Raw genomic sequence first — 19,191 nt, 5'->3', positions numbered from 1 at the left:
AGCAATGGAGTGAACACAATGAAGATCGCTATCTCTGCGTTGCGTCGTCTGGTTGCCGGTCTGCGGGCAAGAGGGCGGCAACTCGGTCTGGCCGGCCTCGGCCTGACGGCTCTCGCCAGCAGTGCCATGGCCGAGCCGCAGCTCGAAAAGACCGAGATTCGTTACCAGGGCTGGGCTGGGCAGGTGACGTTCATCGAACTGGCCGACGATCTCGGCTATCTCGCGCCGCTCAAGCTCAAATGGGTCGGCAACACCATCAGCGGTCCGCAGGACATCCAGACCGTCGTCACCGGCGACATCGATATCGGCGGCGCGTTCTATGGCGCGATCATCAAGCTGATCGCAGCCAGGGCGCCGATCAAGGCTGTTGTCGGCTATTACGGCTCGGACGACAACACCTACAACGGCTACTACGTGAAGGAGGACAGTCCGATCAAGACCGCGCGCGACCTGATCGGCAAGAAGGTCGCGGTGAACACGCTGGGGGCGCATCTCGAATTCGTGCTGCGCGAATATCTGGCCCGCAATGGCCTGACGCCGGCTGAGGCGAAGCAAGTGACGCTGGTTGCGATCCCGCCGGTCACCGGTGAGCAGGCGCTGCGGCAGGGGCAGGTCGAGGTCAGCACGCTGAACGGCGTGCTGCGCGACAAGGCGCTGGAGCGCGGCGGCATCCGCAGGCTGTTCGCGGACTCTGACATCTTCGGAAACTTCACTGGCGGCTCCTATGTCTTGCGAGACAAGTTCATCAAGGACAATCCCAACGCGTCCCGCAAGCTGATCGAGGGCGTGTCCCGTGCCATCGCCTGGGCGCAGACGACGCCGCCCGAGGAGGTCCGGGCCCGCTTCGAACGCATCATTGCCGATCGCAAGCGCAACGAGGACGCAACACCCATCAAATACTGGAAGAGCACGGGTGTCGCGACCAGGGGCGGGGTGATCGGCGATGCTGAACTCCAGGTGTGGATCGACTGGCTGGTCAAGGACGGTCTGTTGAAGCAGGACCAGCTCAAGCCATCGGACATCTATACCAACGAGTTCAATTATTTCCGCCCCGGCAAGACTGCGGAGGCCAAATGACCATGGCCAAGATCCGCTTCGAGCATGTCCGCAAGGAGTTCGTGGTCCGCGGCAAGAATGGTGGGCCTGCGCAGAGCTTCACCGCGCTTGATGATATCACGCTGGATGTTCGTGCCGGCGAATTCCTGGCACTGGTCGGGCCGAGCGGCTGCGGCAAGTCGACCTTGCTGGATCTGCTCGGCGGACTGACGGCGCCGAGCAGCGGACGCATCCTGCTCGATGGCAACACCATCGAGGGGCCGGCGCGCGACCGCGGCATTGTGTTCCAGCAGTACGCGCTGTTCCCCTGGCGTACAGCCGCGCAGAACGTCGAGTTCGGGCTCGATATTGCGGGTCTCAAAGCCAGGGAGCGACGCGAGCGGGCTCTGCATTATCTCGATCTGGTCGGACTGTCCGGCTTTGCCGATCGCTATCCGCACGAACTCTCCGGCGGTATGAAGCAACGCGTTGCGATCGCGCGAAGCCTTGCCTACGATCCGGAGGTGCTGCTGATGGACGAGCCGTTTGCCGCGCTCGACGCACAGACGCGTGAGACGCTGCAAGGCGAGCTGCTGCGGATCTGGCGCAGGACCGGGAAAACCATCCTGTTCATCACGCACGGCATCGACGAGGCCGTCGTGCTCGGCCAGCGCGTGGCCGTGATGACCTCGCGCCCCGGCCGGATCAAGCAGATTGTCGATATTCCCGCCGAGCTGCACAGCGAGACCGAGGACGTCCGCTCGCTGCCCGAGTTCGGGCAGGTCAGGCACGAGGTGTGGTCCTTGCTGCGCGACGAAGTGTTGAAGGCGCAGGGCTCGCAGGTGCCCGCGCCGGACGGCGAGCGCGCAGGAAAGAAGGAGTTGGCCCATGTCTAATCTGGAGATCCTGACGCTGCTGGAACTCGCCGAGGGGAGTCCGAAGGATCGGGTCAGACCACGCGCCGGCGCGGTTGCCGCCGCGACGGGCAGCCTGGTGCGATGGTTCGGCACCATCGGGCAACGATCCCTGCTGCTACTGGTGTTCCTGGCTGTCTGGGAGACGACGCCGCGCCTCGGGTTGATCGACGTGACGTTCCTGCCGCCGTTCTCCGAGGTGATCGCCGCGGGCTGGCAACTCGCGCAGAGCGGTGAACTCTATGACGACGTCGGTGCAAGCCTGCTGCGAGCCCTGAGCGGCTTCCTGATCGCCATTGTCCTGTTCGTGCCGTTGGGTGTGCTGACGGGATGGTACGCCCGGCTGGGCGACTTCCTGAACCAGATCATCGAGATCGCCCGTAACACGGCGCCGCTGGCTCTGCTGCCGGTGTTTATTCTGCTCCTCGGGATCGGAGAGCTCTCGAAGGTCACCATGGTGGTTTATAGTTGCGCTTGGCCGTTACTTCTCAATACGATCGCAGCCGTGCGCCAGGTCGATCCGCTGCTGGTCAAGTCAGCGCGGACGATGGGCGCGACACCGAGCCAGTTGTTCCGGAAGGTGATCCTGCCGGCATCATTGCCGACGATCTTCGTCGGCATCCGTCTGGCGAGCGCATCCGCGATGCTGGTCCTGGTGGCGTCAGAAATGGTCGGCGCGAAATCGGGGCTCGGCTATCTCATCATCAACAGCCAATACAGCTTCCTGATCCCCCAGATGTATTTTGGCATCCTGGGCATTACCGTGATCGGCCTCGTCTTCAACGCGATCCTCGAGACGCTGGAACGCCGCCTGATGCGCTGGAAGGCGCCGGCCGCCTAACCCTGCTTGTTGCGGGCGGTGGCCTGCGTCACGATGCTGTTCGGCGGCACGTCCTGGGTGACCCAGACGTTGCCGCCGATCGTCGCGCCTCGGCCGATCGTGATCCGCCCGAGGATGGTTGCGCCGGCATAAATCACGACGTCGTCCTCGACGATCGGATGCCGTGCATCGCCCTTGATCAGATGGCCATCGTCGTCGGTTGGAAAGTGGCGCGCGCCGAGCGTCACGGCCTGATAGATCCGGACATTGTCGCCGATGATTGCGGTTTCCCCGATGACCACACCGGTCCCGTGATCAATGAAGAAGCCGGATCCGATGCTGGCGCCGGGGTGAATGTCGATCCCGGTTCTCGTATGAGCGATCTCCGCGACAAGTCGGGCGATCAAGCGCGCATTGAGCCCATCAAGGATATGTGCCAGCCGGTGATGGATGATCGCCGTCATGCCCGGATATCCGATCAGGATCTCCGGAAAGTTCCTGGCTGCGGGATCGCCGACGAAGGCGGCTCTCAGATCGGAGATCAGGAGTCCACGCACCACCGGCAGGCGCTCGCCGAACTGCCGCGTCAGCTCGACCGCGTCCTCGCGCCGGTAGCCCGGGATCAGCTCGTCACCGACGAATCGTGCGCCGCGGTGGATCTGGTCGCAAAGGCCGTCGAGGGCGATGCTCAGGCGATTGCCGACGAAATAGTCGATATTCTCGCCGTCGAGGTCGAACTGACCGTAATGCCTCGGAAACAGCGCCTCGGTGAGGCCATCCAGAATGGCTTGAAGCGCCTCGCGCGAGGGAGCGCGTCGCGCCTCTCCGTCGCGCCTTATGCTGTGTGTTTCTTCGCGCGAGAGGCGAAGCTCGGCGACAATCCTGTCAAGCTGCCAGCGCCCGCCGCTGGGCGATTCCGGCGGGTTATCTGACATGGGCCAACGGAATGCTGATCTCGGCGAGGAGGTCGAGGTCGAAGTCATGGGTGATCCTGATGTACTGGCCGTTCCAGTACACCAGGCCCGACAGCTCGTGGGACAGCTCGAAGCTCAACAGGCTGCCGATGATGATGCCATGCGAGTGCCGTTCGATGATTTCCTCGACCTTGCATTCGATGGTTGCGAGGGTGTCGCCAAGCAGCGGCACGCCGGCCGTCCCCGCGGACCATCGGATCCCGTCGAAGCGCTCGTGGCCCTTCAAGCTGCCGTCGCTGAAGCGCCCGGCGAGGGCCTGCTGATCCGATCCCAGAATGTTGACGCCGAATACGCTGTAACGCGCGATTCGAGCAAAGGACGAGGCCTGCCGGTTGACGCTGACTAGTAGCCGGGGCGGACTGGCGCTGAGCGATGTCAGGGACGTCACCGTCATGCCGGTGATGTCCTCGTCGCGGCCGGCCGTGATGATGGTGACGCCGCCGGCCAGGCGCCGCATCACGGCTCGAAACTGATGCTCGACCTCGTCATCGCCGCTGACCAGATGAATGTCGGACTTTCCCATCTGTCGCTCCTCGCATCGGACGCTGTGGATCGGCCTGCTCTCTCTCAGAAAAAGCCCTTCGGGGGCAATGGCGTGCCGTTGATCTCGAATTCTCCGATTGAGCGCGCCTTGTAGGTGGTCGGATTGTGCGAAGAGAGCGTGCGCGCATTGCGCCAGTGACGGTCGAAGTTGGTGACCTTCTTGGTCGCCGATGCGCCGCCGACATCGAACAGCAGGCTGCCACCTCGGATGGCGAAATCATCGGCGATGATCTTGGCCTTTGCCGAGAGCAGCGCGGCGGTGTGCGCCGCCTCTGTAGCGTTCGCCGCGCCGACGTCGAACGCATCGGTTGCAATGTCGAGCGCCTCGGCGGCCGCCAGCACCACCGTCTCGGCCGCAAAAGCGCCGCTGGCGATCTGGCCGACCGTCTGTTGCAGGAGCGGATCGTCGGTCGGGATCTCGGTGGGCGCGTAGTAAAACGTACGCTTGCGCGAGCGGACCAGGGCTGTCGCATCGCGCAGCGTCGCACGCGCAATACCCGCGACGATCGCCGTCAGAAACAGCTGCGCAAACGTGTTGGAATAGGGCACACCATAACCGCCGTCCGGCGTGTCGAACACCACTTCCTGGCGCCTGACCTTGACGCTGCGGAAGTGCGTGGTGCCGGTCGCCGTAAGCCGTTGTCCGAGCCCGTCCCAGTCATCGACCAGCTCGATGCCCTCGCGCTCGATCGGCACGATCGTGGCGCCCGTCGCACCGGACGGATCGGCCGCGCGCACCAGCACATAATCCGAGTACAACGTGCCTGTGCTGTAGTATTTGGTGCCGTTCAGCAGATAATCGCCGTTCCCGTCGGGCGTGAACGTCGTCCCGGGCGTGACATTGCCGACGCGCGGGCTTTCAAGCTCGGTCGTCGCAAGTCCGATGATGGCGCCCTCGGCGACCGCCTTCTGCCATTGCCGGCTCTGCTCGTCCTTGGGGGAACGCACCAGGCGCTCGACCACGCTGAAATGGTTGCGCAGGATATGCGCGACATTGGCGTCGGCCTCGCCGAGGCGGATGACGAAGGCGAAGAGATCGCGGATCGTGCTGCCGGCGCCACCGGCGTCCAACGGCAGCCGCAACGCACCAAGGCGGGCCCGGCGAATGAGATCGATGACCTCGAACGGCAGAATGCGGTCGCGCTCGCGGTCACTGGCGCCCTCGGCGATCTGGTTAAGGAGCGCCTCCAGCTCCGGCGAGCCGGTCTTGAGCGGTTCGGGTGTGCCGAGGGAGGGGGCGGACACGGTCTTGTTCATAGTGTTGGCCTGTTATTAGAGCTGGGCGAGATGGTCGGTCACCTTGACCGGCTCGGGTAGAACCTTGCGGGCCGCGAGCCAGTCGGCGGCCTTTTGCAGCTCGCTGATGAAGCGCTCGTCGTTGACCGCGAAGTACCGGTATTTGCGGTTCATCGCGATGAACTGGTCGCGGACCTGATCGCTGTATTTCCCCGCCTTCTGGGCGATGTACTCGGCATCCCTGCTGTTCTCCGAAATCCACTTGCCTTCGGCGCGGAAGGCGTCGTTCACCGCGCGGACGAGGGCGGGATTGTCGGTCGCGAATTTGCGGGTGGTCAGATAGGACGTGTAGTCGATCTGGAATTCGAGATCGCGGCCTTCCAGAAAGATGTCGTGCGCCTTGTATTCGAGCCGGGCGATGTCGACGCCAGGGCTCCACATCGACCAGGCGTCGACCTTGCCGGAGGCGAGCGCCGGCGCCGCATCAGGAGGATTGAGATAGACGAACTTCACCGCGGAGCGGTCGACCTTGTGTTTCTCGAGCGCCGCGACCAGCAGGAACTCGCCGAGGCCTGAGCGGTTGACCGCGACCGACTTGCCGACGAGATCTTCGATCCTGTCGATGCCCGAGCCGTCCTTGGCGATGATCGCTGTGGTGCGGGGCTCGTAGACCACGAACTGGGTGAACACCAGCGGCGAGCCGGCGATGATAGCGGCGAGCGCAGGCGTGGTGCTGCCGCCAAAGCTGAAATCTGCGCTGCCGCCCGTCACCGCCTGCAAGGTCGGCGCATGATTCGGGAAGGGGCCGAGCCACTCGACCTTGATGCCATCCTTGGCCAGCACCTTCTCGAACTCGCCGCGCTCCTTGGCGATCAGATTGAGGCCGCTCAGGCCCCAGGTCAGGCGGACCGTGTCGGTGGTACGGCCAGGCGCGGCCTGGGCGAATTCGCTGATATTCATGCCGGCGAGCGCGCCAATGCCAAAAGCTGCGGAGCCGAGGAAGCTGCGCCGGGATGGTTTGGCAGATGAAGTGTCGGACATGTTGGCCTTCCGGATGATTAGCTGGGAGAATGGGGGACCACGCCAAGCTCGCCGAGGAGCTCGGCGCGCGAGATGGGTGTCGAGCCGTCACGCACGGCGCGATGGTCGAAGGCGATCGCGCCGTTGCGCATCACGAGGATCCGATCGGCCAGCGCGATGGCTTCGTCGACATCGTGGGTGACGAGCAGGACGCCGGGCTGATGATTGGCAACCAGTTCGCGGACCAACTCGTGCATCCGGATACGAGTCAGCGCATCGAGGGCTGCAAACGGCTCGTCGAGCAACAGAAGCTCGGGCTGCTGCACCAGCGCGCGGGCGAGGGCAACGCGCTGGGCTTGCCCACCGGACAGATTGCGGGGCCAGTCGTCGAGCCTGTCACCGAGGCCGACCTCGCTAAGCGCTTCGGCGGCGCGTTCGCGAGGATCAGGAGCCCGCAAGCCGAGTGCCACATTGCGCCAGAGATTGTCCCACGGCAGCAGCCGATGCTCCTGAAACACCACGGCCGGCCGGCGGGGCGCCACGATACGGCCCCCCTGGATGGGGTCGAGCCCGGCCAGCGCCCGTAACAATGTTGTCTTGCCGCACCCGCTCTCGCCGAGCAGGGCGACGAATTCGCCACGATCGATGCGCAGGTTCAGCTTCTCGATCACGACGCGGCTGCCGTAGCTGCGAACGAGGTTGCGGACAACGACGGCCGGTCTGGATTCGAACGGCGCGGAGGGCTGCGGAGCGACGTGCACGTTCATCTCGCTGCTCCGTAATTCGGATGCCAGGCGAGGAGGCGCTGTTCGAGAAAGCGCGCAATGGCGTCGGCCGCGACGCCGACCAGCGCATAGATCACGATCGTCAGGACGATCACATCGGTGCGCAGGAATTCGCGGGCATCCATCGCGAGAAAGCCGATTCCCGACTGCGCGCCGATGGTTTCAGCCACCACCAGCGCGAGCCACGCCGTGGCAAGAGCGTAACGAACACCGGTCAGGATCGACGGCAGCGCGCCTGGAAGGATGATTCTGCGGATCAGTTGGAGCGAGCTTAGGCCCTGGACCCGTCCCAACTCGAGCAGCTTCGGATCGACCTGGCGGATGCCGAGCACGGTGTTGATGTAGATCGGGAACGTGACGCCAAGTGCGACAAGGAAGATCTTTTCCGCTTCGCCGACGCCCAGCCAGACGATGACGAGGGGGAGCGCGGCGAGGAAGGGGATGGCCCTGATCATCTGCACGCTGCGGTCGATCGCGGCTTCCGCTACCCGCGAGAAGCCGACAAGAACGCCCAGCGTGGCGCCAACAGCGGCACCGATCGCAAAGCCGGCTGCGGCACGCAGGAGGCTGACGCCGAGGTCGTTCAATAGGCTCCCGGTGGTCGCAAGCTTGAACGCTGTCCGGATGACCTTGCTCGGCGCGGGCAGAACCTGTGGCGAAAGCCATCCCGCCTGTGCAAGCGCCTCCCAGACAATCACGAGCATCGCGGGCGCGATCCAGGACAGGAGCTGAAGGCCGCGAGCACCAAGCTTGCTTGCTCGCGCCGGCGATTGAACGTTGCCCTGCGTTGACGGCGCGTTAGCCGCGCCGATCGCCGTACTGTCGATTTGGCTCAGTTCGATATTGCTCAAGACGCGAGACCTCGTTCCACCTCCTGCATCCGATCCGGGAGGTGCGACGCCAATGACTTGCCGTCCGCGGAAAATGTCCCACGAAATCGGCCCGACAGAAATAGAGCGCTATTTCAATTGTCATTCGATACGGAGTGATCTGCTGTCGTTGCGGCGCCGCTGCACGACAAAGAAAATCTTTTGAGGCGGATGTGCTTGATCTCGCATCAGCCGTTGGCGAGAACAGGTACCGATCGATAGCATGGCCAAAGAAAGTTACAGGAGAGCACGATGGCGACTGCACCTCTTCGCTTCGGCATTTGGGCGCTGGTGCATGGGCCGCGCGCGGCGCATCAGGATCCCGAAGAGCCTTATGATGCGTCCTGGGAGCGCAATCGCGATCTCATCCTTGCAGCCGAAGAGCTCGGTTATGATTCAACGCTGATCGCGCAGCACACCATCAACCCGCATCAGGAAGACCTCGATCAGCTCGAGGCCTGGAGTGCCGCGGCAGCGATCGCGGCGCTGACCAAGCGCATCGAGATCATTGCTGCGATCAAGCCCTATCTCTATCACCCCGTCGTGCTGGCGAAGCTCGCACTCGGGATCGAGAATATCAGCGGTGGCCGGTTTGCGATCAATCTGGTCAATGCCTGGAACCGTCCCGAACTGGAGAAGGCCGGGATCGGCTTCCCGGACCATGACGCTCGCTATGCCTACGGCCGCGAGTGGATATCTGTCGTCTCGCGTCTCATGGAAGGCGAACGTCTCAATTATGCGGGCGAGCATTTCAACGTCACGGACTATGCCCTGCGCCCGACCAGCCTGTATCGCAAGCGTCCGGCCATCTATGTCGGCGGTGAGTCCGAGCCGGCGCGCGGCCTCGTTGCAGGCCACGGCGACGTCTGGTTCATCAATGGCCAGCCGCTGGAGGATGTGGCTGGGTTGATTGCCGATGTCGCAGTGCGCCCGCGCGATGCCGCGCCGCCGCTCCGTTTCGGCTTGTCGGCCTTCGTCGTCGCACGCGAAACCCGGGAGCTGGCGCAGGCCGCTTACGAGCGGTTGCTGAGCCTCGCGGCAAAGGATGCGCCGATGAAGGCGATCCAGAAGCAGAACACCGACCCTGAGGTCGTGATGATGCAGACCATGCAGAAGACGCCGCGCGTTGGCAGCAATGGCGGTACTGCCGCGGGGCTGGTCGGGAGCTATGACGAGGTGGCGGAGCGCATCGAGGCGTTCCATGCGGCCGGCATCGAGCTCTTCATGCTGCAATTCCAGCCGTTCGAGGCCGAGATGCGGCGATTTGCACTCGAGGTAATTCCGCGCGTGCGGGCCAGGCGATCGGCCAAGGCCGCCGACGGGTGGGCTCGATCTCTGGGATAGATAGTCGGGACAGCTAGGCTGATGCGACCTCCGGCGACCGCTTCGCATATCGGCTCACTGGTCGCTGCAGGCCAAAATGATCGCGCAGCGTCGAGCCGGCGTACTCGGTGCGGAACAGCCCGCGACTCTGTAGGATGGGCACGACGGTATCGACGAAGGTCTCCAGACCGGACGGCAGTACGTCTGGCATGAGGTTGAAACCGTCGGCGGCACCCGCCTTGAACCAAGCCTCGATGTCGTCGGCGATCTGCTCCGGCGTGCCGACGATGATGCGATGTCCGACGCCGCCTCCGAGCGCGCGGATCAGCTGTCGGACTGTGAGATTGCCACGCCGTGCGATATTCACTGTGCCTTGGAACATGGTGTGGTTGGCATTGACCGGAAGCGGCAGGGGATCCGGCAGGGGCTTGTCGAGCTCGAGGAGGGTAGGGTCGATCTGAAGCGTGCCGGCCAACCGCGCCAGGCTGTATTCGATCGGTACCAGTTCCCAGAGCTCGTCCTGTCGCCGCTTGGCTTCGGCCTCGGTGCTGCCGATGACGGTGGCGAGCCCGGGCAGAATGACGATGGAATCGCCGGAACGACGATAGGACGCGGCGCGTGCGCGCAGATCGCGCGCATACGCGACGCCTTCCTCGATGCTCTGCGCCAGCGTGAATACGGCTTCTGCATAAGCTGCCGCGAAATCGCGCCCGTCATTCGAGCCACCCGCCTGCACCGTGACCGGTCGCCCCTGTGGTGAGCGTGGGACGTTCAGCGGTCCTGCCACCGAGTAATGCGGGCCGCGGTGCGCGATCGGGTGCACTTTCGACGTATCAACAAATCGCGCGCTCGCCTTGTCGCCCACAAAGGCGTCGTCCTCCCAGCTGTCGAACAATGCGTGGACGACTTCCGTGAACTCCTTGGCGCGTTCGTAGCGTGCCTTGTGTTCCAGTGCACCCGTGAGGCCGAAGTTGCGGCTTGATGCGGCATCTGCCGTGGTGACCGCGTTCCATCCCGAGCGGCCGCCGCTGGCGTGGTCGAGCGTCACGAAACGGCGTGCGATGTTGTAGGGCTCGTTGTAGGTCGTCGACACGGTCCCAATCAGACCGATGTGCCTGGTCGTTGCGGCAACTGTTGCCAGCACGATGGTCGGCTCCATCGACGTGAACGACCGGTAGTCGATGCGGTCGTTCACGGCTGGCGAGTCCGCCAGAAAGATAGCGTCAAACTTGCCGCGCTCGGCAATCTGAGCCACGCGCACATAATGACCGAGATCGAAGAAGGCGCGTGGATCGCTGTCGGGCAGTCGCCAGGCTGACGGATATACGCCGGAGTGAAGCAGGTTGACGTTCAGGTGCAATTGGCGTGGCGACATGGGGATTACAAAGGTCAGCTGGTTGTCGGGTCACGATGCGCAACGATCGTGCAGCATCGAATTGTCGGATTGGCGTTCGATGTCGTCGATTTCATCCACCGTCGGCGTGAGGGCTCGAATAATTTTTCAAACTTCATGTGCAGCCGTGGTCGCGACCGTTTGCATGTTGCGTTTGCGCGCGACGACGAATTACATCGCGATGCAACAAGAGATAACGCCTCGTGCAGATCGGATGAAGCGCAAACGAACGTCATCCTTCAATTGATGATGTTCGATGCGCCGATTGCAGGGGCAGCAGCAGAAACGATTGCGAGTGACGCGGATGAAGAAGAATAATTTGCTGGTGAGCGGCGTGGCGATTGCCTTGCTTGCGTCGAATGTAGCGTATGCCGAAGACAAGCCGGTTTCCGGAGGCGCGTTGCGGTGGGGCGTGACGACCGAGCCATCATGCTTCGATCCGCATTATTCGTCACAGCAGGCCGCGTTCTTCGTGGCCCGCAATTACATCGACTCGCTGATCGCGAAGAAGGCGGATGGCACGTTCGCACCCTGGCTTGCGACCGAGTGGTCGATTTCGACCGACGGCAAGGAATACACATACAAGCTGAGGGAAGACGTCGTCTTCCACGACGGGGAGAAGTTCGACGCTGCAGCGGTCAAAGCCAACTACGATTTCGTCAAGAAGCCCGAGAACGCGGTCACCGCGGTCTCGCTGCTCCAGGCCTACGATCGTGCCGAAGTGGTCTCGCCCTATGTGGTCAAACTGGTGTTGTCGACGCCGGATTCGAGTTTCCTGGAGTCGACGTCGAATGTGAAGCTCGGCCTGATTTCGCCGAAATCGCTGGTGAAGGGTGATCTCTGCGGAGGTGGACGCGGGTTGGCCGGCACGGGACCGTTCGTGTTCGAGAGCTACACGCGCGGCCAGTCCGCGGTGTTCGCGCGCAACGCGGCCTATAATTGGGCGCCTGGCAATGCCGCGCATAACGGACCTGCTCATCTGGACCGCGTCACTTTCCGCTTCCTCCCCGAATATGCCGTTCGCACGGGCGCATTGGCCTCGGGGCAGGTGGATCTGATCGAGGGCGTGCAGCCGACCGATGCGCCGCTGTTCGCGGAGCAGCCGGGCTTCAAGCTGCTGACCGGCCCGTCCGGCGCCAGCACGTCCTTCACCTTCAACATCAACTACACGCGCCCGCCGGCGGACGATGTTCGCGTGCGCCGCGCGCTGCGCGACGGTTTCGATCTGGAGCCGATCGTGAAGCAGGTCTATCTCGGCACCGTGCCGCGCGCCTGGTCGATCATCGGCCCGGCCAATCCCGCCTATAACAAGGCACTGGTCGGTTCCTGGGGCAACGACATTGCTGGCGCCAACAAGCTGCTCGACGAAGCCGGCTGGACCGGCCGCGATTCCGAAGGCTTCCGCACCAAGGACGGCAAGCGCCTCTCGGTCGAGGTCGGCTATCCGCAGCCCTATGTGCGCGACAATCGCGACATCCTTATCCAGGGCGTCCAGGCGGCGTTGCGCAAGAATGTCGGCCTCGATCTCAACCTGCGCCTGATCACGGCGGGCGAATACGCCAAGAACAACGCCAACGGCACCTGGGTGATCTATCCCAATACGGACAATCCGTCCGATCCTGCCCGCGAGCTCTGGGACATGCTGGGGTCGAAGGGCTTCCTCTATTCCAACATTCCCAATCCAGACCAGGAGATCACGAGCCAGATCGACGAGTCGTTGCGGACGACCGATCCCGTCCGCAAGCGGCAGCTCACCGACGCGATTCAGAAGCGGGGTGTGGACCAGGCCTTCATCGTGCCGTTGTTCGCGCCGAGCTGGTTCCTGGCGGCGAAGAGCAACGTCAACGGTCTGGGCTTCGAGGCCGGCCTCGACTCGCCGTCCAGCGCCTACGATTTCTGGATCGCGAAGAAGTAGGCCATGTGGTCCCGCATCGTCTCCAGGCTGTTCACCAGCCTGGTGGTGGCCTGGGCGAGCGTGACAGCAACGTTTCTCGCGTTGCATGCGCTGCCCGGCCGCATTCAGGACATCCTCGCCGGTGACGTCGAATATCCCGGCCTCCGTGAGGCGATCGCAGCCGAATGGGGCCTAGATCGCTCGTTGCCCGAGCAGTACGTCGAGTTCTTGTCGCGCATCCTCCGCGGCGATTTCGGCACGTCCTATGTGCTACGCCAGCCGGTGATCGAGGTCGTCGGATCGCAGCTTCTGCCGACCGTCGAGCTCGCGCTCACGGCCGGCGTGCTTGCGATCGTGATTGCCGGCTTTATCGCGCTGCTGACTGCGGGGCGAGGGCGGTTCTCGCGCGAGCTGGCCTCGTTCGTCGAACTGGTGTTCGCCTCGACGCCCGTCTTCTGGCTCGGCATCCTCCTGCTGATGGCATTCTCGTTCAATCTGCGCTGGTTTCCAGTATCGGGCGCGGAGGGGTGGAATTCCCTCGTGCTGCCGGCGATCACCCTGGCATTGCCGACCGCCGGCCTGCTGACGCAGGTTCTGCGTGAAGCCATGGAGAAGACGCTCGACCAGCCCTTCGTGACGACCGTGCGGTCGCGCGGCGTCGGCGAACTCGTCATTCGCTGGCGTCACGTGTTGCGGCACGCTCTTTTGCCGGCGGTGACGCTAGGCGGTTGGCTGATCGGCGGCCTGCTCGGCGGTGCGGTCATCACCGAGAAGGTGTTCGGCCGGCCAGGCCTCGGCACGGTAACGTTGGGCGCGGTGCTGACCCACGACGTGCCGGTCGTGCTCACCGTCGTGCTGCTCGCAGCCTTCATCCACGTCGCCGCGTCCACGCTGCTCGACATCCTCTATGTGCTGATCGACCCGAGATTGAGGGCCCAATGACCGCGCCGTCGCATCGCTCCTTCGACACGGCCGTACCGCTCGAGGCCCCGCAAGACCTCGTTGGCTTTGAGGCGTCACATTCTCTGGCTGCAATCGCTGTTCGGCGCCGTCTGCCGTTCGGGCTCGTCCTGTCCTTCGTCTTCGTCGCGTTCCTGATCGCGGCGTCGATCGCGCCTTCGCTGTTCACGCACTTCGATCCGCTCGTCGGCGATTTCAGCGAGGGCCTGAAGCCGCCGGGCTGGGCGCATCTGTTCGGGACCGATCGGCTCGGCCGCGACGTCTTCGCGCGGACCGTCTTCGGCACGCGCTACTCGCTCCTGATCGGGTTCGGCGGTGTTGCGGTCGGACTCGGATCGGGCATTGTCCTCGGCATCATCGCGGGCCAGCGCAATCGCATTCTGGATGAGGCCGTGTCGCGCCTGTTCGATATGCTGTCGTCATTTCCCGGCGTGCTGCTCGCCATGCTGATCGTGACCTTCCTCGGCCAAGGCATGCTCAACATCGCCATCGCGGTCGGCATCGCCGGCATCCCGAAATTTGGTCGCGTGGTGCGGGCGCAGACCCAGCTGATACGCGATGCCGATTACGTGACGCAGGCCGCGATCTACGGGTTGAGCCGCTGCCAAGTGTTCATCCGGCACGTCCTGCCCAACGTCCTTGTTGCCATCCCGATCATCGCCACCGTCTATATCGGCTCGACGATCCTGATCGTATCCGGCCTGAGCTTCCTCGGGCTCGGACCGCAGCCGCCGACGCCGGAATGGGGCGTGATGCTGGCGGAGAGCCGGGATGTGCTGCGCGTCGCCTGGTGGCCTGGAGTCTTCCCGGGCCTCGCCATCACCGCGACGGTGATCGCCTTCAGCGTGATCGGCAATCACCTACAACAGAGATTTGAAGGGCGGCTCGCATGAGCAGCGTAGGTTCGCAGATAGATCTGGCAGCGCCGATCGTCGAGGTGCAGGGACTGAGCATCGGCTTTGCCGGCGCCAATGGTGGCAAGCCGATCGTTGTTGATTTCGATCTGACGATCGGGCCCGGCGAATGCGTTGCCCTGGTCGGTGAATCCGGCTCGGGCAAGAGCATCACCGCGCGAAGCCTGCTCAATCTCGCCGGCGACGGTGCGAAGACCGCCGCGCACCGGTTCGAGATCAAGGGACGCGACGCTCGCAGCTTCGGCGAAGCCGACTGGCGCAAGCTGCGCGGGACCGTGACCGGGCTCGTCATGCAGGATGCTCTGGTCTCGCTCGATCCCTTGCGCACGATCGGCCAGGAGGTTGCCGAGGTCATTTCGAGCCATCGCATTCTGACCGATGCAGGCGCTATCCGGGATCGGACGCTGCAGACGCTCGGCAAGGTCGGCATTCCCAACCCCGCTGATCGTGCCCTGCAATATGCGCCATCAATTGTCCGGTGGCCTGCGCCAGCGTGCGCTGATCGCGTCGGCGATCGCGGCTGACCCCGATCTCATTATCGCGGACGAGCCGACGACCTCGCTCGACGTCACCGTCCAGGCGCAGGTGCTCCAGGTCTTGGCGGAGCGAATCCGGGAGGGGGCGGGTCTCCTGCTCATCAGTCACGATCTCGCGGTGGTCGCCGGCATCGCCGACCGTGTCATCGTGATGCGTGACGGCAGGGTGGTCGACAGCGGGCCGACTCGCGATGTCCTTACCCATCCGCGCCATCCCTATACGCGGCAGTTGATCGCGGCGGTTCCGTCGGGGCGGTCGCGCGGGTCCAGGCTCGCGTCGGCGAGGTTCGAGCCCGGTGCGGGTGATGCGACGGCGGTCTCCATCGTGCGGGAGCCCTTGCCGCAGCGACAGGCGGCAGGCGAGGTCGTGCTCGAAGTCAAGGAGATCTCGAAGAGTTTCATTGCGCCGAAAGCCGCCGGACGGGCGAAGTCGGTGGTCCTGCAGGACATCAGCTTCGATGTCAGGGCCGCCGAGGTCGTCGGCATCGTCGGCGAATCCGGCTCGGGAAAATCCACCTGTGCCAAGATCGTGCTCGGGCTGCTTCACCCGGATGACGGTGAGGTAACATTGCTCGGAGAGCCCTGGTCCTCGGTCGCGGAAGCCGGGCGCCGCCGGCTTCGTCGCAAGCTGCAATACATCCCGCAGGACGCACTTAGCAGCTTCGATCCGCGCTATCGCGTCAGGAACATCATTGCGGAAAATCTTCCGGGCGCCGATAGCCGCATGGCGCGCCTGGACCGGATCGTGTCGCTGCTCGAACTGGTCGGCCTGAGTGCCGATCATCTCGATCGGGTGCCGCGATCATTGTCCGGCGGCCAGCGTCAGCGGGTGTCGATCGCGCGGGCGCTAGCGGCTGAACCCGCCATCATCGTCTGCGACGAGCCGGTCTCGGCGCTCGACATCTGCATCCAGGCCCAGGTGCTCGATCTCCTGGCCGAGCTCCAATCGCGGCTCGGAACGGCGCTGCTGTTCATCTCGCATGATCTCGGCGTCATCGAGCATCTGTGCGACCGCGTGCTGGTCTTCCAGAACGGCCGCATCGTCGAGCAGGGTGGCGCCGAGGCCGTGCTCAGGCAACCGCAGCACGCCTACACAAGGAGCCTGCTGGCATCCGTGCCGGACATCCAGCGTGGCTTGAGCGCGGCCTAAGCTGGAAGTCAGGACCCCTTCGGCGCCCAGATCTTGATCGCCGTGGTATCGATCTTCACGGGGATCAGGCCCTCGGCGTGGAACGCGTCCGCAATGCGCTGCTGCTCGGACAGGCCCGGGCCGGTCACCGCGCCCACCTGATAGGAACGGTGGCTGTTGGCCTCTTCGACGGTCGCGGCGTCGATACCCCAGAGCCCGGCGAGCAATGTGGCCGCGTCCTTCGGCTGGGCCTTGACCCATTTTCCCGTCTGGGAGAGTTTTGCGAAGATCACGTTGAGCACCTCGGCGTGCTTGTCCGCATACGCGGCCGAAGCGAGATAGTAGCGCTTGTAGCTCGCGAGACCGTTGCTGCCGTCCGTCAGGATGCGGCCCTTTGTCTGGTGCAAGGCGCTGGTCAGGAACGGATCCCAGGCCACCCAGGCATCGACGTTGTTGCTAACGAACGCAGCGCGGCCGTCGGCGGGTGTCAGATAAGCGGGCGTGATGTCCTTGAAGTTGAGCCCGGATTTCGCCAGCGCCGCAAGCAGCAGATAGTGGCTGCCGGCGCCCTTGGTGACGGCGATCTTCTTGCCCTTGAGCTCAGCAATGGTCTTGATAGTTGAAGACTGTGGAACGACGATCGCTTGCGCTGCCGGCGAGGCGGCTTCTTCCGCGACATAGGCGAGCTTGGCGCCGGCGGCCTGCGCGAAGATCGGCACGGTGTCGGCGACGTCCGCGCCGAAATCGATGCTGCCGATGTTGATGGCTTCCAGCAGCGGCAGGCCGCTGCTGAATTCGTGCCAGGAGATGGTGACGCCGAGCGGCGCGAGGGCCTTCTCCAGCTCCCCGTTCGTCTTCAGGATCGCCGTTAGTGTCGAGGATTTTTGATAGCCGATGCGGATCTCCTCGGACCTCGCGGGCTGAACGGACGCCACGGCCAAGAGGCCGAGCGCAACCGCGGCAAGGGCTCGCAGGCGGAACGTGAGATGATGCATTTCGGGTATCCTGTTCAACGAAACTGCCTTGCCGTCTCGAGCTCTGTTTGGGGGAGACTGGACGGCTCACTTTGCCGGCAAACGGGTCCGCGTGGCAATTTCGCAGTCGGGCGCAGAAGGGAACGAACATTCTCTCGTGCGTCCGGAATTGAGAATGGAGTTATCGGCGCGGAAAGGATGTTGTCGTAGCGCACTGCCTGGACGCATCCGATCAGGGCGATGAGCGGGGAACACAGCTTGGCTCATCGCTGTTCTGCGCGGAGCGCTTCCGTGCGGCGTAGCTCTCGCCGGAAATCGCGAAGCTTACCAGCGCCATGATCCAGACGGACAGTCCGCCATAGAGCATCATCAGCCTGAAGCCGTGGATCAGCGCATTTTGCACGGCAGTTTCCGCTGCCGGCAGGAGGCTCAGCTCGGGGAAGTCGGACATGCCTGCGGTGCCGCCGGCGATCCGCTCCGCAAGGTGTTGCAGATGGCTGGCATCGAGCGCACCGGGAAGCGCGCTGCTCAGCCGGGAGGAAATGCCGGCGATCAGGATGAAGCCCATCAAGGCGATGTTGATGGCGAGCGCGATCATGCGGGCGCTCATGTCGATGCCCGATGCCATGCCGGCTCGCGTGCTCGACACCGCTCCCGTCGTGACGTTGGTCACCGGTGTGTTGGTGAGAGCAAGGCCAGCCCCCGCAAGCAGGCATCCTGGCGCCAGTGTCAACCAGGTAACATGCTCAACGCCGCTACCGGCCCACATCAGCATGAAGCCAAGTCCGATGACGAACAGGCCAACCGGAATGGCGATGCCGCCGCCGAACCTCAGCAATATCCGTTCGCCGAGCGGCGGAATCACAAGCGTCGGAAGCGTGTAAGTGAGAAGCGCAAGGCCAGCTGCGACGTTGTCGTAACCAAGGGCGCTGCGATAGAAGATCGGTAGGTAGATCATGAAGGGCCAGAAGCTGAAATTCATGCCGGCCGATCCGAGCAGCGCGCCCGAAAAGGCGCGTATCCGGAACACGGAGAAGTCGAACATCGGGCGGGCGCTATGCAACTCCGCTAACACGAAGGCGATGAAGCTCAGAACGGCCGTCGCGGCGACCGTAAGGCCGGTTGGGCCAGTGAAGCCGAAGTCGGGGCCTTCCGTGATATAGAAGGCGACGCAGAACACCGACGTCGAGAGCGTCGCAATGCCTGCGATGTCGAGGTGCTTTGCCTCGGGATCGCGCGACTCCCGCACGCCGGTCACGGCGAGCGCGATCGTGACGATTGCGATGAATGCGTGGATCAGGAACACCCATTGCCAGCCGGAGACCGCGACGATCGTCGCGCCGATGATCGGTCCGAAACCAAGACCGATGCCGAAGATGATCCCCCAGGCGGCGAAGGCGCGTGCGCGCTCGGGGCCTTCCCGGAATTGATGGGAGAGAACCGCGACCTGACAGATCAGCATCGCACCACCGCTCATGCCCTGGAAGAAGCGGCTGACGATGAGGAGGAGCGCGTCTTCCACCAGGCCGCAGATCAGGGAGGCGAGGCCGAACACGGCGATGCTGACCACGAATACAAGCTTTCTGCCATAGCGATCTGCCAGCGTGCCGGTTGCCATCAGCACCGTCGTGACCGCGATGGTGTAGGCATTCATGATCCATTGCAGCTGCTGGAAGCTGGCGTGCAGCACCGTCTCGAGCGTCGGCAGGATCGTCGGTACGCTGGATATCTCCAGGCCGAACATGAGGGACGCGAGGCACGCTGCGGCAAGGGCGATCGTGTTTCGTCGTGATGATAAGACCGTCAAGGCTGTGACCTCCAAACATGGTGTCGATTGCCAGCACGCATGCGCCATCGCTCGCTCCGGGAGGG

At 63.8% G+C, this 19,191-nt stretch carries 19 protein-coding genes; 10 read left to right on the top strand and 9 right to left on the bottom strand.

Features of this window, described 5'->3' with window-relative positions; translation table 11 throughout:
• Window positions 1–18 precede the first annotated feature (18 nt).
• The 3 genes from ACVJ5M_RS31940 to ACVJ5M_RS31930 are packed head-to-tail and all read left to right on the top strand — an operon-like array spanning window position 19 to window position 2,790.
• Complete coding sequence (locus tag ACVJ5M_RS31940) at window positions 19–1,077, top strand: ABC transporter substrate-binding protein (RefSeq protein WP_283018599.1); 1,059 nt, start codon at window positions 19–21, stop codon at window positions 1,075–1,077.
• Window positions 1,074–1,931, top strand: a complete 858-nt coding sequence (locus tag ACVJ5M_RS31935; protein ID WP_283018600.1) for an ABC transporter ATP-binding protein — start codon at window positions 1,074–1,076, stop codon at window positions 1,929–1,931. The genes ACVJ5M_RS31940 and ACVJ5M_RS31935 overlap by 4 nt, the downstream gene beginning before the upstream one ends.
• Window positions 1,924–2,790, top strand: coding sequence for an ABC transporter permease (locus ACVJ5M_RS31930; RefSeq protein ID WP_063984176.1), 867 nt, complete (start codon window positions 1,924–1,926; stop codon window positions 2,788–2,790). Before ACVJ5M_RS31935 ends, ACVJ5M_RS31930 begins: the two co-directional genes overlap by 8 nt.
• Here the strand turns inward: ACVJ5M_RS31930 and epsC are convergent.
• From epsC to ACVJ5M_RS31900, 6 genes are read right to left on the bottom strand one after another with little or no spacing between them, the layout of a single operon-like run.
• Complete coding sequence (gene epsC, locus ACVJ5M_RS31925) at window positions 2,787–3,704, bottom strand: serine O-acetyltransferase EpsC (RefSeq protein WP_166352076.1); 918 nt, start codon at window positions 3,702–3,704, stop codon at window positions 2,787–2,789. The genes ACVJ5M_RS31930 and epsC overlap by 4 nt on opposite strands.
• The gene (locus ACVJ5M_RS31920; protein ID WP_063984174.1) at window positions 3,694–4,266 is read right to left on the bottom strand and encodes a flavin reductase family protein; all 573 of its coding nucleotides are present in this window, start codon (window positions 4,264–4,266) and stop codon (window positions 3,694–3,696) included. The genes epsC and ACVJ5M_RS31920 overlap by 11 nt, the downstream gene beginning before the upstream one ends.
• A 44-nt stretch (window positions 4,267–4,310) precedes the next feature.
• On the bottom strand, window positions 4,311–5,543 hold the full coding sequence (locus ACVJ5M_RS31915) for an acyl-CoA dehydrogenase family protein (RefSeq protein ID WP_063984173.1): 1,233 nt from the start codon (window positions 5,541–5,543) through the stop codon (window positions 4,311–4,313).
• A 15-nt stretch (window positions 5,544–5,558) separates the two neighbouring features.
• Window positions 5,559–6,563 (bottom strand): NrtA/SsuA/CpmA family ABC transporter substrate-binding protein, encoded by a 1,005-nt coding sequence (locus tag ACVJ5M_RS31910; protein ID WP_063984172.1) that lies wholly within the window; start codon window positions 6,561–6,563, stop codon window positions 5,559–5,561.
• Window positions 6,564–6,580: 17 nt separating this feature from the next.
• On the bottom strand, window positions 6,581–7,309 hold the full coding sequence (locus ACVJ5M_RS31905) for an ABC transporter ATP-binding protein (RefSeq protein WP_063984171.1): 729 nt from the start codon (window positions 7,307–7,309) through the stop codon (window positions 6,581–6,583).
• Entirely contained in the window at window positions 7,306–8,031 is a 726-nt protein-coding gene (locus ACVJ5M_RS31900) for an ABC transporter permease subunit (protein ID WP_063986497.1), read from the bottom strand. Before ACVJ5M_RS31900 ends, ACVJ5M_RS31905 begins: the two co-directional genes overlap by 4 nt.
• A 417-nt stretch (window positions 8,032–8,448) precedes the next feature.
• Here ACVJ5M_RS31900 and ACVJ5M_RS31895 point away from each other — a divergent pair, with 417 nt between their 5' ends.
• The gene (locus ACVJ5M_RS31895) at window positions 8,449–9,540 is read left to right on the top strand and encodes an LLM class flavin-dependent oxidoreductase (protein WP_063984170.1); all 1,092 of its coding nucleotides are present in this window, start codon (window positions 8,449–8,451) and stop codon (window positions 9,538–9,540) included.
• Between the two features lie 13 nt (window positions 9,541–9,553).
• Here the strand turns inward: ACVJ5M_RS31895 and ACVJ5M_RS31890 are convergent, their stop codons facing one another.
• Complete coding sequence (locus ACVJ5M_RS31890) at window positions 9,554–10,894, bottom strand: LLM class flavin-dependent oxidoreductase (protein ID WP_063984169.1); 1,341 nt, start codon at window positions 10,892–10,894, stop codon at window positions 9,554–9,556.
• Here ACVJ5M_RS31890 and ACVJ5M_RS31885 point away from each other — a divergent pair.
• Genes ACVJ5M_RS31885 through ACVJ5M_RS31860 form a run of 6 tightly spaced genes read left to right on the top strand, consistent with a single transcriptional unit; the run spans window position 10,853 to window position 16,366 of the window.
• Window positions 10,853–11,230, top strand: a complete 378-nt coding sequence (locus ACVJ5M_RS31885) for a hypothetical protein (protein ID WP_187388103.1) — start codon at window positions 10,853–10,855, stop codon at window positions 11,228–11,230. The two genes, ACVJ5M_RS31890 and ACVJ5M_RS31885, sit on opposite strands and share 42 nt — an antisense overlap.
• Complete coding sequence (locus ACVJ5M_RS31880) at window positions 11,217–12,827, top strand: ABC transporter substrate-binding protein (protein WP_063984168.1); 1,611 nt, start codon at window positions 11,217–11,219, stop codon at window positions 12,825–12,827. Before ACVJ5M_RS31885 ends, ACVJ5M_RS31880 begins: the two co-directional genes overlap by 14 nt.
• 3 nt (window positions 12,828–12,830) lie before the next feature.
• Window positions 12,831–13,748 (top strand): ABC transporter permease, encoded by a 918-nt coding sequence (locus ACVJ5M_RS31875; protein ID WP_063984167.1) that lies wholly within the window; start codon window positions 12,831–12,833, stop codon window positions 13,746–13,748.
• Entirely contained in the window at window positions 13,745–14,659 is a 915-nt protein-coding gene (locus ACVJ5M_RS31870) for an ABC transporter permease (protein WP_084795211.1), read from the top strand. Before ACVJ5M_RS31875 ends, ACVJ5M_RS31870 begins: the two co-directional genes overlap by 4 nt.
• Window positions 14,656–15,204 (top strand): ATP-binding cassette domain-containing protein, encoded by a 549-nt coding sequence (locus ACVJ5M_RS31865; protein WP_456679563.1) that lies wholly within the window; start codon window positions 14,656–14,658, stop codon window positions 15,202–15,204. The genes ACVJ5M_RS31870 and ACVJ5M_RS31865 overlap by 4 nt, the downstream gene beginning before the upstream one ends.
• Complete coding sequence (locus tag ACVJ5M_RS31860) at window positions 15,140–16,366, top strand: ATP-binding cassette domain-containing protein (RefSeq protein WP_456679562.1); 1,227 nt, start codon at window positions 15,140–15,142, stop codon at window positions 16,364–16,366. The genes ACVJ5M_RS31865 and ACVJ5M_RS31860 overlap by 65 nt, the downstream gene beginning before the upstream one ends.
• Before the next feature lie 8 nt (window positions 16,367–16,374).
• Here ACVJ5M_RS31860 and ACVJ5M_RS31855 read toward each other — a convergent pair whose 3' ends face one another.
• Both ACVJ5M_RS31855 and ACVJ5M_RS31850 read right to left on the bottom strand, forming a co-directional pair.
• Entirely contained in the window at window positions 16,375–17,340 is a 966-nt protein-coding gene (locus tag ACVJ5M_RS31855) for an aliphatic sulfonate ABC transporter substrate-binding protein (RefSeq protein ID WP_063984166.1), read from the bottom strand.
• 211 nt (window positions 17,341–17,551) lie between these two features.
• Complete coding sequence (locus ACVJ5M_RS31850) at window positions 17,552–19,174, bottom strand: MFS transporter (protein WP_063984165.1); 1,623 nt, start codon at window positions 19,172–19,174, stop codon at window positions 17,552–17,554.
• Window positions 19,175–19,191 lie beyond the last annotated feature (17 nt).

The organism is Bradyrhizobium sp. S3.7.6 (genome assembly GCF_054061875.1).
The sequence above is the reverse complement of the archived record's forward strand: the minus strand, read 5'-3'. Positions and strand labels throughout refer to the sequence as shown.